Origin of the sequence: Flavobacterium pisciphilum (genome assembly GCF_020905345.1) — a bacterium.
GTDB lineage: Bacteria > Bacteroidota > Bacteroidia > Flavobacteriales > Flavobacteriaceae > Flavobacterium > Flavobacterium pisciphilum.
Map to the genome: position 1 here is coordinate 4,661,399 of NZ_JAJJMO010000001.1, position 15,287 is coordinate 4,676,685.

Below are 15,287 nucleotides of genomic sequence, written 5' to 3' on the forward strand. Positions count from 1 at the left end.
TGAACAATTAATTAACACTTTAAAAACCAGTAGCCTATACATAAAATTACTTTTTTAGATAATTGCCCAAATTTCAAATTAAAACTAAAAGGTAGTATATTATGGCTAATCTGCAAACTCCTGATGCTCTATTGGTGAAGAACTATGTTGAAGGTAACGAAAGTGCTTTGTCAACATTGATAAAAAGACATGAATCAAAGATTTATGGATTTATATATTCAAAAATAGCTGACAAAGACATCTCAAATGATATATTTCAGGATACATTCATAAAAGTAATCAAGACTTTAAAAAGCAACTCATATAACGAAGAGGGTAAATTCTTACCTTGGGTAATGCGTATATCACACAATTTAATTGTAGATCATTACCGAAAAACAAAGAAAATGCCAATGTATAGAGAAACCGAAGAATTTTCAATATTCTCTATTATGTCAGATGATACACTAACAATCGAAAATAAAATGATTGTAGATCAAGTTGAAGTAGACTTGAAAAAGCTAATAGAAGAGCTTCCAAGTGATCAAAAAGAAGTATTGGTAATGCGTATGTATCAGGATATGAGCTTTAAAGAAATTTCAGAAGTAACTGGTGTTAGTATTAATACAGCGCTAGGTAGAATGAGATATGCTCTGATGAATATTAGAAAAATTATAGAAAAACATCAAATTATTTTAACTAATTAATATACTAAATTGAGTTATAGGCCGTTGTTATATAAATAAACAATTATTAGCATGGCAAAAATTTACTCAAAAAAAGCAACAGTTACTACAAACTTGAAACCCAACAAAGAAGTTGTTTCTTTTATATTAAGCTACTCACAAGCATTAACAGTAGTTAAAATAGACGATAAGAGTTTTGAGATTATAGCTAATTAAACAGCCCACAACAGTTGTCGGATGTTTTGAAAGTAAATGAATTAATCAAATTGGTCGTTTGATTAAAAAATCACTAAGTGCAGTATGCAATTAGTGATTTTTTTGTTTTTTAGAAGCTTGACTTTCGTTATAATCATCAATAACTGATTTTCTTCCAATCGTTTTTGTAATGATGTCTTTGTCAAGGTCCCAACCACGGGCAGGCGAATATTCTCGTCCGTACCAAATAATCTCTAGATGTAAATCATTCCAAATTTCCTCAGGAAAAAGACGTTTAGCATCTTTTTCAGTTTGAGTCACATTTTTTCCGTTAGATAAATTCCATCTGTACATCAATCTATGAATATGAGTGTCTACAGGAAATGCAGGAACGCCAAAGGCTTGTGACATAACTACACTCGCTGTTTTATGGCCAACTGCAGGTAGCTCTTCCAGATATTCATAACTCTGAGGAACTTCACCACCATGTTTGTCAATAAGTATATGTGATAAACCGTGAATTCCTTTGGCTTTCATAGGAGATAAACCACAAGGACGAATAATGTCTTGAATTTCTTCAATAGACATTTTTATCATATCATACGGATTGTCCGCCTTTGCAAATAATAAAGGAGTGATTTGGTTCACACGTACATCAGTACATTGAGCCGATAACAATACAGCAATTAATAAAGTATAAGGATCCTTGTGATCAAGAGGCACAGGGATGGTTGGATATAATTCTTTTAACGTATTTATAACAAAAGTTACCCTTTCTTGTTTATTCATTTCCGTAAATTTAATCCCGTAAAAATAGTACAAATTTCATGATGAGCCTAATCCAGCTTTCAGTTACAACTCCTCATTACGATAGCAATATTTTTAAGCATCCGTAAGAGCTTCCGTTGGTCGCTTTACTAATGCAAAAAATGTAGGCTATCACAATTCTGGGGTTTTCACTACAATCTGGGGCAAAATAATCTAAGTATTAAGTATTTTTGTAATTATATTCAAAAAACTAGTTGACTTGATAATCTATGAAGTTTAGTTATTAAAGAAAGTCTAATAATCCAATAATTCAACAAATATGACAACATTACAAGTAGGAGATAAAGCACCAAATTTTTCAGGAACAGACCAAGACGGGAATACACATAAATTAGCTGATTATGCAGGAAAAAAATTAGTAGTTTTCTTTTATCCAAAAGCAAGTACACCAGGATGTACAGCTGAGGCTTGTGATTTAAGAGATAATTTTGAGCGTTTTCAAGCAAATAATTATGCCCTTTTGGGAGTTAGTGCTGATGCACAAAAAGCACAAGCTAAATTTAAAGAAAAATACAGCTTTCCGTTTCCTTTACTAGCCGATGAAGATAAATCAGTGATAGAAGCATTTGGAGTTTGGGGACCAAAAAAATTCATGGGAAGAGAGTATGACGGAATCCATAGAACAACATTTGTAATCAACGAAGAAGGAATTATAGAAGATATAATTTCAAAAGTAAAAACCAAAGAACACGCAGATCAGATACTGAAATAAGATTGCGGTTGGTTGGTTTGCAAACCAAATCATTAAAGTATCAATCTTTCACAAAAAAAGGCATCAGTTTTAAAACTGATGCCTTTTATTATATCTAAACCTTAGAACCTTAGTTCCTCAGTAACTTAGCTACTTTTTTTTTAACTTAATTCGATTCTTTTAAAACTTTATTAGGCTCGTAACCAAATAAGTGATGTTCTTTAATGATTTCGGCAATACCTATTGGAAGCATTGGTTCCCATCCAGGTTTACCTTGACTAATCATTTTTAGTACCTCTCTAGAGAATACTTCAAGGGTATGAGGGTCAAAATCGGCAACATCAATTACTTTTCCATTAAATTTAAAGAACTTGTATAGTTCTTTCATTCTAGGGTGAACTTTTAAGTTGGTAGAGTTCATGATTGTACCATCTTCATCAATCATTGGGTATAAGAAAACCTTCATGTCTCGGTAAAATAATTTTCCGAAAGCTTCAAGAATACCACCACTTAAATGGCGATAGTATTTCTCATCAAAGATATCTACAAGATTATTAACTCCCATTGCCAATCCCATTCGGGCTTTGGTATAATTAGCAAAATACTCTACTACTTTATAGTATTCTTGGAAGTTCGAAATCATTACGGTTTGACCTAATGAACAAAGCAATTCGGCTCTATCCATAAAATCACGTTCATCAATTTCTCCATCAGAACGAAGGTTTGATAGAGTGATTTCGAAAATTACCAGCGTATTGTCTTTTTCGACTTTGCTTTCTTCGAGAAACATTTTTAATGATTTCTCATACATGTCCATATTAACCTTAGTTACAGGACGAAAACTCCCGCGTAAGGCAAGAATATTCTTTTTGTATAAAATGGCAGCAGGAAGGATGTTTTTACCTTCAGGATTGAACATTACCGCATCGGTCATTCCATTTTTTACCAATTGTAAACTAATCAATCGATTGTCAACATCGGCAAATCGAGGACCAGAAAAGTTAATGGTGTCAATTTCAAGTTGATCCTTGTCAAGGTGATCGTATAAATAACGAAGTAATCTCTTAGGATCGTTGTATTTATAAAATGCTCCGTAAATTAAGTTAACCCCAAGTATCCCTAGTGTTTCTTGTTGTAATCGAGCATCAGTTTCTTTAAAACGAATGTGAAGTATAATTTCGTTATATGCTTCATCAGGTTCAATTTGGTATCTTATTCCAACCCAACCGTGGCCTTTAAATTGTTTTGCAAAATCGATTGTTGCAACAGTATTGGCATAGCTAAAGAAAAGTTTGGTAGGGTGCTTTTCTCTGCTTAGACGTTCTTCGATTATTTGACCTTCAAGAGTTAACATTTTCTTTAATCTCTCTTCAGTAACATAGCGGCCATCACTTTCAATTCCGTAAATGGCATCACTAAAATCTTTATCATAAGCAGACATTGCCTTCGCAATTGTTCCAGATGAACCACCAGATCTAAAAAAATGTCTTACCGTTTCTTGGCCAGCACCAATCTCTGCAAAGGTTCCGTAGATATTTTCATTTAGATTAATTCGTAGAGCTTTGTCTTTTATGGATGGTATCTGAGCGATGACTTTGTCGCCCTTAAGTTTTATTTCTATACCCATTTTATTTTAAATATGGCTGATTTGTTACAAAGTTAGTAAATTAGGCTTCTAATGAAAGATAATTAATCCTATTTTTGTAAAAAAATAAAGTACAATTGAAGGTATATTTTTTAGGTACAGGCACATCACAAGGTATTCCGATTATAGGGGTTGATCATCCTGTCTGCAAAAGCACTGATGCTAAGGACAAAAGACTTCGAGTGTCTATTTGGATTAGTTGGGACAATCATTCATATGTTATCGATTGTGGTCCCGATTTTAGACAACAAATGCTAGCTTGTAATTGTCAGAAATTAGATGCTATTTTATTTACACATGAGCATGCTGATCATACTGCAGGTTTAGATGACATACGTCCGTTTAATTTTAGACAAGGCGAAATGCCAATTTATGCACATCAACGTGTTATTGATAATTTAAAAAAACGCTTTGATTACGTATTCGAAACTGTAAATAAATACCCAGGAGCACCATCAGTAAAAACAATTGAGGTAATCAATGACGAGCCATTTGCAGTAGGAAATAAAATGGCGATTCCAGTAAATGTTATGCATGGTGATTTACAAGTTTTCGGATATCGAATAGATGATTTTGCCTATTTAACAGATGTAAAAACGATAGAAGAAGCCGAAATTGATAAATTAAAAAATCTAAAAGTATTAGTGATAAATGCATTACGTGTTGAGCCACATGATACACATTTTAATTTGCAAGAAGCCTTAGATTTTATAACTTTGGTTCAGCCAGAAGTGGCTTATTTAACTCATATTAGTCATGTTTTAGGATTTCATGAAGAGGTGCAAAAAAAGCTTCCTAAAAATGTTTATCTAGCATACGATAATTTAGAAATCACAATTTAATTATATTATAAAAATGAAAAAATCCTTATTACTTTACCTATTTATCATTGCGATACTTATGAATATTTTTACCTATATGTTTTATAGTAAAGAAGTAAAGTTTGAGCAGGAGCGTTATGTAAAAACGACCAAAAAGCTTAGAGATAGTTTAGATTTAGTAGAGAATAAACTAATTGATGCCAACTATTTCTCATTAGAAAACAATCAAAACGCACAAAATTATTTTGACTCAGAAACGGCTTCAAAAACAATTAAGTACGAGCAACTAATTCCGATGGTTACTGAGAAATTAATGGATCTTAATGCTAACCCAAAAGGGAATCCATATACAGGACAAGATCAAATAGGGATAAATAAATTTATCATCAACAAAGTAAAGGTGTTAAACCACAGATGGATTATTGCTGATTTTAGTGATGGAGAAACGTGGGGAGAAGTTTTATTGAAATACTTTATTAATGAGGATGGAAGTGTAGCTTTTGAAGTAAACCAATCATTGATATATCAAAAATAAACATTAAGAATTGTATAATAATTGTAACAACTAACAAACAGAACTTATGAAAAAAGTATTTTTATTTTCGATTATTATTGGACTTTCATTTTCTTGTGCTAAAAAAGTTTCACAAGAAGAAACTACTAAAGTAACTCCAGAAGAAAAACCAGCCGCTATTGTTGGAGGAGATTCAGATGCTCATGGATGTAAAGGTTCTGCAGGTTATACATGGTCAGAGGTTAAAAAAGAATGCGTTCGAATTTTTGAGGTTGGAACAAAGTTATCTCATGCTGAAGATGGAAAAACCTATTCGACTGTTGCTTATGTTATTTTTGAAAAAGATGGAAACAAAGCCGAGCTTTTTCTAGATACACAAAAAGAGACAATTATGTTAGAACGAAAAGCCGAAGGAGAACCTTGGATCAATGGAGATTTAGAATTAATTCCTTGGAAAGGTTATGTACTTAAAAAAGCAGGTAAGATTATTTATACAGGCGAATAAAACCAAATGTATTAGAAAATATAGATAAAAGGCGAGAATCATTTCTCGCCTTTGTCTTTTTATAATTATTTGAAAAATGTTTGGGTACAAACGTTAATTCCTCTCGCAGTTCCCATTTCACAAACAACCTTTTACTCTCACAAACTAAATATTCTGTTTTATAAAATCGGTTGTAACTACTTGAGCAAATTCTTCGTTTAAACTAGCAAGGGCAGTTTCGTGAATAGTCTCGGCACTAAATTCTTGATCATTTAGTCCTTTTTTATTAAAAGCAGCTGTTGCATCAGAAATTAAAAAGGTATTATATCCAAAATTCCCAGCCATTCTAGTTGTTGTTGATACGCAATGATCAGTTGTTAAACCTATAATAACGAGTGTGTCGATTTTAGCCTCATCAAGTTGTTCTTTTAAATCGGTACCAATAAAGGCGCTGTTTACATTTTTTTGGATTACATTTTCTCCAGGGTTTGGTTTAACAATGTCTTTAAACGCATTACCAGGATTAGTTTCATGAAGCAGAGAGTGAGGATTAGAGGAGCAATGTTGTATATGAAAAATCGGTAACTTATTGCTTCTCCATATTTCAAGAAGTTCTGCAGCATTTTGTTCAGCATCCAAATTGTTGCGTTCAGCTCCCCAATAATTTATATTGTCAAAACCTTTCTGAATGTCGATTAGGATTAGTGCCGGATTGTCGAGTTTAGATATTTTCATTGTTTACTTTTTTAAAGGTTCCCATAATGTAGAATTTTCAATTCCATTGTCAGTTTGCTCGTCGATTAATTTCCAATTAAGAGTTTTTGCTATTTCTATAAAAACATTTTTTAAGCAATTAAAATTTTCATCATTATCCTTTGTGCAAACAATGCTTATCAAGTTGGTGTCATTTTTATTTACATCTCTATCAGACCAACTATCTATGTTTTTAGCTTTTAATAAGGTAATTGTTGTAAAAGGAAAATCTGGGTTATTACTGAAAATAAAATCTGAAGTTTGTTTAAATTTATCTAGAGAAATTAATAATTTTTTGATTTTCTGCGTGTCATAGCTAGAACTCAATTTTTCATCAGAACAGATATTTAAGTAATAATATTTATTTGACCACATGATTTAGAATATCTTAAGGTTTTTGCACAAGAAGAATTGGTCTGACTGTCTAATTATTTAAAAATGACATTAGTATAAGCTATTTTCCTTTTTCAAGTGCTTCAATTTTTTGTTTCGTTTCGGCGTTTTCCTTGTTGATTGATAACGTTTTTTTGTAATTGATTATTGCATTAGTTTTATCACCTGTTTCTTTATAATAATCACCAAGAGAATCATATACATTAAAGCTATTGGGATAGTTTTTAATGTTTAGTTTGAAGAAATATTCAGCTTGAGCTAAGTTTTTTAGTCCAAGGGCCCTGTAACCACAATCGTTTATAGAACCTTCAGGAGGTAGTATTTTGTATCCCATTTTTTCAGAAACATTTTGATAATGTTTTTCAATTTTTAAAGGAAAATTAATACTTGCATCTGTAAGATCACTGAATCCTAAGTTTAGTTTGTAAAAACTAAATATAAAGCGAAGCGCATCATATTCGGCAATTAAAGGAACAGAACCATGGCTATCATTATCATAATACTTGTACTGAAAGTTCAATTGGTTTTGCTTGTTCTTTTTTAGTGTATTAGCTAATTCAAAAATAGCTCGAATGTGTCTTGTAGCTTGTGTTGTGTCTTTTTTTACCTTGATAGTATCCATTCCTGCTTCCATGGTATTAGCAATTCCTATAAACAAGCTGGTATTTTTGAATTCTTTTGTTGCAAATGTTTTTTTGGTTTGCTCTAGAAATTTTTGTTTGTCCCACCACATGCTTGGATCAATAGAGACATAAGAGTTGAATAAATTGGTGTGATTTGCAAGTGCGTTTATAGCCGTTAAACCACCAAAAGAATGTCCGATTAGCATTTTGTATGGTGCCGTAGGGTAGTTGGTTTCAACGTACGGCATTAATTCTTTTTGGATAAAAGCAATGAAGTTTTCGTTTCCGCCAGTAGTTTTACTAGCATTAACATTCATCATAGGTAAATCAGATTCTATGTGAGTAGGGGTTAAATCTCGAGCTCTATCCGTATTGAGTATTCCTACTACAATCATTTTTGGACAAATTGTATTTCCGTTCATGGTGCTTAATTGCTCCGTCATGCCAACAACTGATGTGAAATGGGCATTACCATCTAACAAGTAAATAACAGGATATTGCTCTGTTTTAGTTGCACCTTTGATATAACCATCAGGAACATATATCCAGACTTTTCGGTCTTCATTTAATATCTTAGAATGAACAGTTTCAATTGTACCAATAGTAATCTTGTTGTCTGATTGTGCTTTTGCAAAAAAAGAAAAGCTAATAAAAAGTAGAGAGAATAATAGTTGTTTCATAAGTTGCTAATATAGGTTGGTTTATGAATTGGTCTTATTGCTTTGTTATTTGTTACGAGATTGTACGATATTGAAAGTTAAAGATAAAATGATTTCTAGTTAAAAGTATTAATTTGTTAAAATAAAAAAAGGTTTTAGATGTTTATCTAAAACCTTTATATTTATGTGATTTTAAGTTTATTGTTTAAAACTTAATGATGTGACAATTAAGTATTGTTGAAAGAAATGGAAGTATGAAACGAAAATTTACTTATTAAAGAAAGAAGATAAGATATAGTTTCATTAATAGATTTAGAATCCCCAAAATAAATAATACTTTCCAATATTTCTTGGAAGTTTGAAAGTTTGGATTTTTAGTGTTTTTTATAAAAAGTCCAGCAGCAATTAATATTGCTGGTAGAATTAAATCTTTTAAATCGTTTATTCCCATTATTGTGTTTTTAAACTAAAAATTGTTAAACTATTGCGTGAGCCAAGTTTTAAAATTATGGAGATTCTGATGGTCTTACAATATTCGATTGTAATTTAAGAATTACAACTGAAATATTTTCAGAAAAGCGATACTGTCATAAAAATGATTATATAAATCCAAAAGTTATAGAGTATTGTAAAGCCAAAGCCGTATGAAATACTTTTTGAATAGGATGCTTTACAGATAGATGATTTTTTAAAGACAAGCCTTAATGCTCTGAAAAAAATCCAATAAAGCATTGCAATAAAAGTTAGAATAGAAATCCACATTATGACTCCAAATGCCCAAAATAAATAACTGATTATAATTGCCATAATAAACCATAAAATCAGACTTATAATAACTCCAAAAATGCCTTCATCAACATCAGGTACAGAAAAATCATTTGCTTCTGGAGCTAAGTCTTTTAAGAAATCTAATTTTTTTGATTCAAAACGATCAGTTATTTTACCTAAATTATCTTTTATTTTTACTCCTTTATACAATCCGATTGAAATAAATAAGAAGAAAGCTAAGGATAAAATTGTCGTCGATAGTAATGAATTTTCAAAAACAGAATTATGATTTCCAAGTCCAAAAAGCCAAACAGATAATATTGTTAAGTTTATGACAATTAGAGTAATTATAAAGATGTTCTTGGAATTAAGAATTTTATAATTACTAATTGATTTATATTTAATTGTTTTTTTCAACTTAAAATTGTGACTGAATACAGTAAACTATTGCGCTAGCCAATTTTTGAAATCAAAGAAATTCTGAGGAGCAACTCCATGACCAACAGGATATTCTTTATAGGTAACCGGGATGTTTAGTTTTTCTAAAACAGCAGGTGTTTTTCTTGCCCAATCAATTGGAATTACTTGATCTACAGTTCCATGAGAAGCAAATATTTTTAGGTCTTTGAAATCGTTTTGCGTAAACCCTTCTTTGATGATTTCATCATTAAAATAACCGCTCATTGCAACTACTCTCTGGATTTTTTCTGGATATGAAAGTGCTACAGCATAACTCAAAATAGAACCTTGACTAAAACCAATCAAAGTAATGTTATTAGCATCAATAGGATAATTAGCTACTAATTCGTCAACAAAAACAGCAATTAAATCACGTGAAGTTTTGGCTTGCTCGTTATCTGAAAATTTGTTTTGATCAGCATCAAAATTGATTGCATACCACGCATAGCTGTTATATTGTAAGTCATAAGGAGCTCTTGCAGAAATAACATAATAATTATCAGGAAGTTCACTTGCAAAAGAGAATAAATCTTCTTCGTTGCTGCCGTATCCGTGAAGTAATAGTAGTAGAGGGTTTTTGTCTAAAATAACTTTTGGTTCTCTTATTTTATATTCTAAAGATAAATTCATTTTTTGAGTATTCAGTGTTCTTTATTTTTTGATTTTTGTAAATGATTGAACTTTTACAAAGCTTATTAGGGGGTGTCGTAAAGTTTCAAGATAATACTATTATCCGATGCTTTTAAACCATTTTTGAAAAAGCGCTCCTACTAAGGGCACAGGTTTAGTTTCGCCTTTGATGGCACTAAAAATACCATATGTCCATAAGATAGAGATACAAACCCACATTGGGAAAGTAATCATGAAACTATCAAAGTTACTAATGATAAGTCCGAATGAGATAAAGGTTAATGATAACCCTAAAGCTTGACGTATATGAAAAGAGGCAAAACTATTTTTGTGTTCAGAATTCATCGACATTGCGATTAAAACACCAATAATTAATATGTAACTTGTTATAGCAGGAGTTTTTCCTTCTTCGATTGAGTTGTTCATTCTTGTGTTTGTATTTATTTTTTCAAAACCAATTGACTCTGATTCACAATTCCGTAAACAGAACCTTGTAGCGGAGTACCTAAAAAGGCAGAGTTTTTAGATTTAGATAAGATATTCTCTTTTGAGAAAGTAGTTTTACCTTCTGGATTAAATAAGGTAATGTTTGCTTTAGAACCTTCGGTAATTGTATTGTTTTCGATACCAAAAACTGATTTTCCTAAGGTTAATTTTTCGATTACAGTTTCTAAAGGTAATACTGTTGCTAAAGCACCAAAGGCACTTTCTAGACCAACAGTACCATTTTTGGCCATATCAAACTCCATTTTTTTGAATTCAATATCAATTGGGTTGTGATCAGAAGTAATCATATCAATAGTTCCGTCTAAAACACCTGCAAGCAATGCTTGTCTGTCTATTTCAGTTCGTAAAGGAGGTGTAACTTTAAAACGAGTATCAAAACCTTCTAGTTTTTCATCAGTTAAAACCAAATGATGTACGGCAACACTACAGGTTACGTTTAGTCCTTTTGCTTTAGCTTCTTTAATTAATTGAACTGATTTAGTAGTTGAGATAGTTGGAATATGAAGCTTTCCACCAGCGTATTCTAATAAGAATAGGTTGCGAACAATTTGTAATTCTTCAGCAAGATCAGGAATTCCTTTTAAACCTAATCGAGTTGAAACAATTCCTTCATTGGCAACACCATTCCCTTTAATGTTTTGATCTTGTGAATAAGCAATTACCAAACCATCAAAATCCTGTACATATTGTAATGCTATTTTAAGTAAATTGGCATTGTCAAGACTTTTGTTGTAATCACCAAAAGCTACAGCTCCAGTTTTTTTCATGTCAAATAATTCTGCCATATCTTTTCCTTCGCTAGCTTTGGTCAAAGCTCCAATAGGGAAAAGTTCAGTAGCAAAACCATTGGCCTTGTTTTTTACAAAATTTACTTGCGATTGATTATCGATAATCGGGTAGGAGTTGGGTTGTAAAGCAATAGCAGTAAATCCGCTTTTTGCAGCTACATTCAATCCATTAGAGATAGTTTCACGGTCTTCGTAACCTGGCTCTCCAAGCGAAACACTACTGTCAAACCATCCTTGCGAAATATGTAAATTATCGAGTTTTATCTCGTCGGCATTTTCAGTATTAGGAAGTGAAGTTCCTATTTTTTCGATTAAACCATCCTTAATTAAAATATCTGCAGTCTTGTTATGAAATGGACTTTTAGAATCAATAATTTTTGCTTCTCTGATGATTATTTTCATATATAGGTATTTATTTTATTCAAACACAAAATCCTTTTTAATAGTAAAGTGTTATTTACTATGAGCGAGAATTAAAACTCAATTTTTACTTTACGAATCGAATTATAGCCATTTCTGCTACTATAAATAACAATGCAAAGATAACAAACCATTTCCAAATCTCATTGTCGGTTCGCTCCGTTTGTAGGGTGTTAAAAATAGTTGAAATTGTATCGGCAGTTTTATAATTAGAGATCAAATTAGTGTTAATCTGACTCAAATCACTTTCACTTCGTTTGTAATTAAAACTTACGTTTTCTAACGCTTCTTTTTTATTATAAATGGTATAATTACCAGCTTGTTCAGGGTAATCATTAAAAACGATTTTTACTTTATTATTTAAAATCTGCTGAATTGGAATAAACTGTTCCTCAGTTCCTCTTACTTCTAAAATGGCATCTTTAGACAGTAGTGCTTCAACAAAATACGGTTGGTTGTTACCGATAGTTATCGCATTTATTCCAGATTTCTGATTGTTTTGTGCCATTTTATAAAAAACAGGAACAATCAGCGGTGATTGCTGAAAATTAGAATTGATGCTGTTTATGGGCGCAGAGAAAACAGAAACTGCTGAAACTTGATTTTGTATCGAGGTTAAAAAAGCACTTTGATCTTCATAGGTTAAGGCCGATGAATAAGAACTTGTAATAGGGAACGAACTCTTTGTTTTTGGATATTGAAAGTTCTTGATTTTATTTTCGAAAACACCAGAGAATATAGGATGATCAAAGTTGATTTTGGTAATCAGTTTTTCTTTATTTTCAAAAGAACCCATTTGTACTTTACCAAAATTTGATAAAAATGAATTCATATTAGCAATAGTAATTTTCTCTGATGGAATAATAACAACGTTTCCACCTTTTGATACAAAAGATTTCAAGGTTGTTTGTAATGCCTGCGGAACTTCATCTAACTCATTTAAGATAATAGCATCTTGTTTATCAAGGCTATTGTAGTCAAGAGAACGAATGTCAAAATTATGATAATTGAATTCCTCAGAAGTGTAAATTCGAGATAAGAAATTGCTTTTTGCAGGTTCACCAATACTAATAACGTTGGTTTTTTTAGTTTCGGAAATGCTAAAATACAATTGGTTGTCATATTCTAAGCCATTATCTTCAATAACAACGTAGCCATGAAAAGCTTGTTTTGGAATGGTAAAATTGACTTTCTTCTTTTTGGTGTCAAAGTTTACAATGGTTTTAGCGATTAGCTTATCGTTGTTGAATAAAGACATCGAAATAGGCTTAAAGTTATCGCCATATCCAGATAAATTAATACCGATATCATAAAAATTATCCAGAGTTTGATTGATAAAAACGCTATCAATAGCCACATTATTTTTTTGTTCCGCTTTTGGGATTATAAAATACGGATTGTCTTCTGAATTAATGTTTTTTAATTGTTTTTCACCCAATCCAACTGCATCAGTAATAATGATAATATCCTTTTTAAAAGCTGACTTACGCGCTTTCACCTTTGCCATTATATTATCCAATTCAAAAGGAGAGGCACTGTATTTTAGATTCTGTAATGAGTTACGAACCGATTTTATGTCGGTGTTCCAGTAATTATCTGTGTTGGTAAGTAAAGAAAATGAAGTGTTTTCGGGAGTGTTTTCTAATAATTCCTGAACGGCACGTTTTAGTAATTCACCCTTTTTACCTTTTGCCTGCATACTAAATGAATTATCAAGAATGATATACATTTCGTTATTGGCATTTTTGCTGTCTTTGGCAGTAAAAAAGGGTTGAGCAAAAGCAAGAATAAGGCAAGTAAGTAGCAATAAGCGTGTAGCTAATAATAGCCATTTCTTGATTTTGGAACTTTTTCGGGTTTGGATAGAGAGTTTTGCTAAAAGTCGAACATTAGTGAAATATGACTTTTTGAAACGTCGTAATTGAAATAAATGAACCAAAATTGGAACAATCAATAAGAACAGAAAGTATAAAATTTCGGGATGTTTAAAATGCATTCTAAAGTTTAGTTTACTTCACTGATTTTATTTTCAATGGAGCTCATTGAATTTTTCGTTTGTCAAAAATACAAATTTACAGGCAGTTTTAACTGATGTTGTTATATTTTTTCGAACGGGCAAATTATTCTTAACGAATATAAGGATATTATGTATTTTAGCATTTCAATAAAATTTTTACAAATGAAAAAAGCGTATGCCGTTTTGCTCTTAATTCTATTTTTTACTGGAATTCAGGCGCAAAACAAAGTTAATCTGTTGGTAGGAACATATACCAATAGATGTGATAGTAAAGGAATCTATGTATATGAATTCGATACCAATTCAGGAGAATCTAAATTAAAAAATACTTCAGATAGCACAGTGAGTCCAAGCTATTTGTCAGTTTCTGCTGATAATAAATTTATTTATGCTGTTAACGAAAACGGAGCAGAAAGCACTGTAAGTGCTTTTGGCTACGAACCAAAATCAGGTAAGGTTACTTTTTTAAATAAGCAAAAAGCGATGGGAGCAGACCCTTGTTATTTGATTAATGATGGCGAAAATGTAATCACTGCGAATTATTCAGGAGGAAATATTTCGGTGTTCAAAAAAACAGCAGAAGGAATTTCAGAGGCAAAACAAGTCATTCAGCATACAGGAAAAGGAGTTAATACTCAAAGACAAGAAGGAGCTCATGTGCACATGGTGTATTTTTCACCAGATAAAAAATATGTTTTATCAAATGATTTAGGTTTAGATAAAGTTTTTATATACAAATACAATCCAAATTCGCAGGACAAAGTCTTAACATTAAAAGGAAGTGTTGATGTAAAAGCTGAAAGTGGGCCAAGACATTTAACGTTCAGTAAAGATGGGAAGTTTGTGTATTTAATTCAGGAATTAGATGCTACACTAACTACTTTTAGTTATGATAAAAATGGAAATTTAAAGCTGATTGCAGAGACAACTATTCTTCCTAAAGATTTCACTGGAGGAACAGGAGCAGCAGCTATAAAAATATCGCCAGATGGTAAGTTCTTATATGTGTCAGATCGTGTAGATGTAAATGCAATTTCAGTTTTTAAAATTCTTGGAAACGGTGGTTTAGAATTACAAGAACAAGTAAGTACTTTAGGAAAAGGTCCAAGAGATTTTTCTATTGATCCTACAGGAAATTTTCTTTTAGTAGGACATCAATACACAGATAATATTGTAATTTTCAAAAGAGATAAAGCTACAGGTAAGCTGACTGATACTGGAAAAAGAATCGAATTGTGCTCGCCAGTTGGTTTAGTTTTTACAAAGAATTAGTTTTTTTTAGAGGGACTAAGGAACTAAGGTTCTGAGGTGCTAAGATTTAAAGAGATAAAGGTTCAGAGGAACAAAGGTACAAAGCTAGAGTATTATAAGTTTTTTAACTTAGTCGCTTAGTGACTTAGAACCTTAGTAACTTAGCTACTTAAAAT

At 31.5% G+C, this 15,287-nt stretch carries 18 protein-coding genes; 7 read left to right on the forward strand and 11 right to left on the reverse strand.

What is annotated here, in order from left to right:
- Positions 1-101: 101 nt before the first annotated feature.
- Positions 102-686 carry an RNA polymerase sigma factor gene (locus LNQ49_RS19750; protein WP_229990729.1) on the forward strand — a complete coding sequence of 195 codons (585 nt, stop codon included), beginning with the start codon at positions 102-104 and terminating at the stop codon, positions 684-686.
- 51 nt (positions 687-737) lie between these two features.
- The gene (locus LNQ49_RS19755; protein WP_229990730.1) at positions 738-881 is read left to right on the forward strand and encodes a hypothetical protein; all 144 of its coding nucleotides are present in this window, start codon (positions 738-740) and stop codon (positions 879-881) included.
- 90 nt (positions 882-971) lie between these two features.
- On the opposite strand, the gene LNQ49_RS19760 is transcribed toward LNQ49_RS19755, so the two are convergent.
- Positions 972-1,649 (reverse strand): endonuclease III domain-containing protein, encoded by a 678-nt coding sequence (locus LNQ49_RS19760; RefSeq protein WP_229990731.1) that lies wholly within the window; start codon positions 1,647-1,649, stop codon positions 972-974.
- Between the two features lie 298 nt (positions 1,650-1,947).
- Between LNQ49_RS19760 and bcp the strand changes: the two genes are divergently transcribed.
- Entirely contained in the window at positions 1,948-2,400 is a 453-nt protein-coding gene (gene bcp, locus LNQ49_RS19765; protein WP_229990732.1) for a thioredoxin-dependent thiol peroxidase, read from the forward strand.
- Positions 2,401-2,545: 145 nt separating this feature from the next.
- On the opposite strand, the gene LNQ49_RS19770 is transcribed toward bcp, so the two are convergent.
- Positions 2,546-4,006, reverse strand: coding sequence for a TonB-dependent receptor (locus LNQ49_RS19770; RefSeq protein WP_229990733.1), 1,461 nt, complete (start codon positions 4,004-4,006; stop codon positions 2,546-2,548).
- Positions 4,007-4,101: 95 nt separating this feature from the next.
- Between LNQ49_RS19770 and LNQ49_RS19775 the strand changes: the two genes are divergently transcribed.
- The 3 genes from LNQ49_RS19775 to LNQ49_RS19785 are packed head-to-tail and all read left to right on the forward strand — an operon-like array spanning position 4,102 to position 5,864.
- Positions 4,102-4,866: an MBL fold metallo-hydrolase gene (locus LNQ49_RS19775; RefSeq protein ID WP_229990734.1), complete on the forward strand. Its 765-nt coding sequence runs from the start codon at positions 4,102-4,104 to the stop codon at positions 4,864-4,866.
- A 13-nt stretch (positions 4,867-4,879) separates the two neighbouring features.
- Positions 4,880-5,380 carry a hypothetical protein gene (locus LNQ49_RS19780; protein WP_229990735.1) on the forward strand — a complete coding sequence of 167 codons (501 nt, stop codon included), beginning with the start codon at positions 4,880-4,882 and terminating at the stop codon, positions 5,378-5,380.
- A gap of 46 nt (positions 5,381-5,426) precedes the next feature.
- Positions 5,427-5,864 (forward strand): hypothetical protein, encoded by a 438-nt coding sequence (locus LNQ49_RS19785; protein ID WP_229990736.1) that lies wholly within the window; start codon positions 5,427-5,429, stop codon positions 5,862-5,864.
- A 144-nt stretch (positions 5,865-6,008) separates the two neighbouring features.
- On the opposite strand, the gene LNQ49_RS19790 is transcribed toward LNQ49_RS19785, so the two are convergent.
- The 9 genes from LNQ49_RS19790 to LNQ49_RS19830 form a co-directional block, all read right to left on the reverse strand.
- A complete protein-coding gene (locus LNQ49_RS19790; protein ID WP_229990737.1) occupies positions 6,009-6,578 on the reverse strand; it encodes a cysteine hydrolase family protein in 570 nt (189 codons plus the stop codon).
- Positions 6,579-6,581: 3 nt separating this feature from the next.
- Complete coding sequence (locus LNQ49_RS19795; protein WP_229990738.1) at positions 6,582-6,971, reverse strand: hypothetical protein; 390 nt, start codon at positions 6,969-6,971, stop codon at positions 6,582-6,584.
- Positions 6,972-7,050: 79 nt separating this feature from the next.
- Positions 7,051-8,292, reverse strand: a complete 1,242-nt coding sequence (locus LNQ49_RS19800) for an alpha/beta hydrolase-fold protein (protein ID WP_229990739.1) — start codon at positions 8,290-8,292, stop codon at positions 7,051-7,053.
- Positions 8,293-8,545: 253 nt separating this feature from the next.
- Positions 8,546-8,722: a hypothetical protein gene (locus LNQ49_RS19805; protein ID WP_229990740.1), complete on the reverse strand. Its 177-nt coding sequence runs from the start codon at positions 8,720-8,722 to the stop codon at positions 8,546-8,548.
- 119 nt (positions 8,723-8,841) lie between these two features.
- Positions 8,842-9,456, reverse strand: a complete 615-nt coding sequence (locus LNQ49_RS19810) for a hypothetical protein (protein WP_229990741.1) — start codon at positions 9,454-9,456, stop codon at positions 8,842-8,844.
- 27 nt (positions 9,457-9,483) lie between these two features.
- Positions 9,484-10,128: an alpha/beta hydrolase gene (locus LNQ49_RS19815; RefSeq protein ID WP_229990742.1), complete on the reverse strand. Its 645-nt coding sequence runs from the start codon at positions 10,126-10,128 to the stop codon at positions 9,484-9,486.
- Between the two features lie 99 nt (positions 10,129-10,227).
- On the reverse strand, positions 10,228-10,554 hold the full coding sequence (locus tag LNQ49_RS19820; RefSeq protein ID WP_229990743.1) for a hypothetical protein: 327 nt from the start codon (positions 10,552-10,554) through the stop codon (positions 10,228-10,230).
- A 14-nt stretch (positions 10,555-10,568) separates the two neighbouring features.
- Positions 10,569-11,825 (reverse strand): dihydroorotase, encoded by a 1,257-nt coding sequence (locus LNQ49_RS19825; RefSeq protein ID WP_229990744.1) that lies wholly within the window; start codon positions 11,823-11,825, stop codon positions 10,569-10,571.
- Between the two features lie 85 nt (positions 11,826-11,910).
- Positions 11,911-13,839, reverse strand: coding sequence for a vWA domain-containing protein (locus tag LNQ49_RS19830; RefSeq protein ID WP_229990745.1), 1,929 nt, complete (start codon positions 13,837-13,839; stop codon positions 11,911-11,913).
- A 183-nt stretch (positions 13,840-14,022) separates the two neighbouring features.
- On the opposite strand from LNQ49_RS19830, the gene LNQ49_RS19835 reads away from it, so the two are divergent.
- Positions 14,023-15,132, forward strand: a complete 1,110-nt coding sequence (locus tag LNQ49_RS19835; RefSeq protein ID WP_229990746.1) for a lactonase family protein — start codon at positions 14,023-14,025, stop codon at positions 15,130-15,132.
- Positions 15,133-15,287 lie beyond the last annotated feature (155 nt).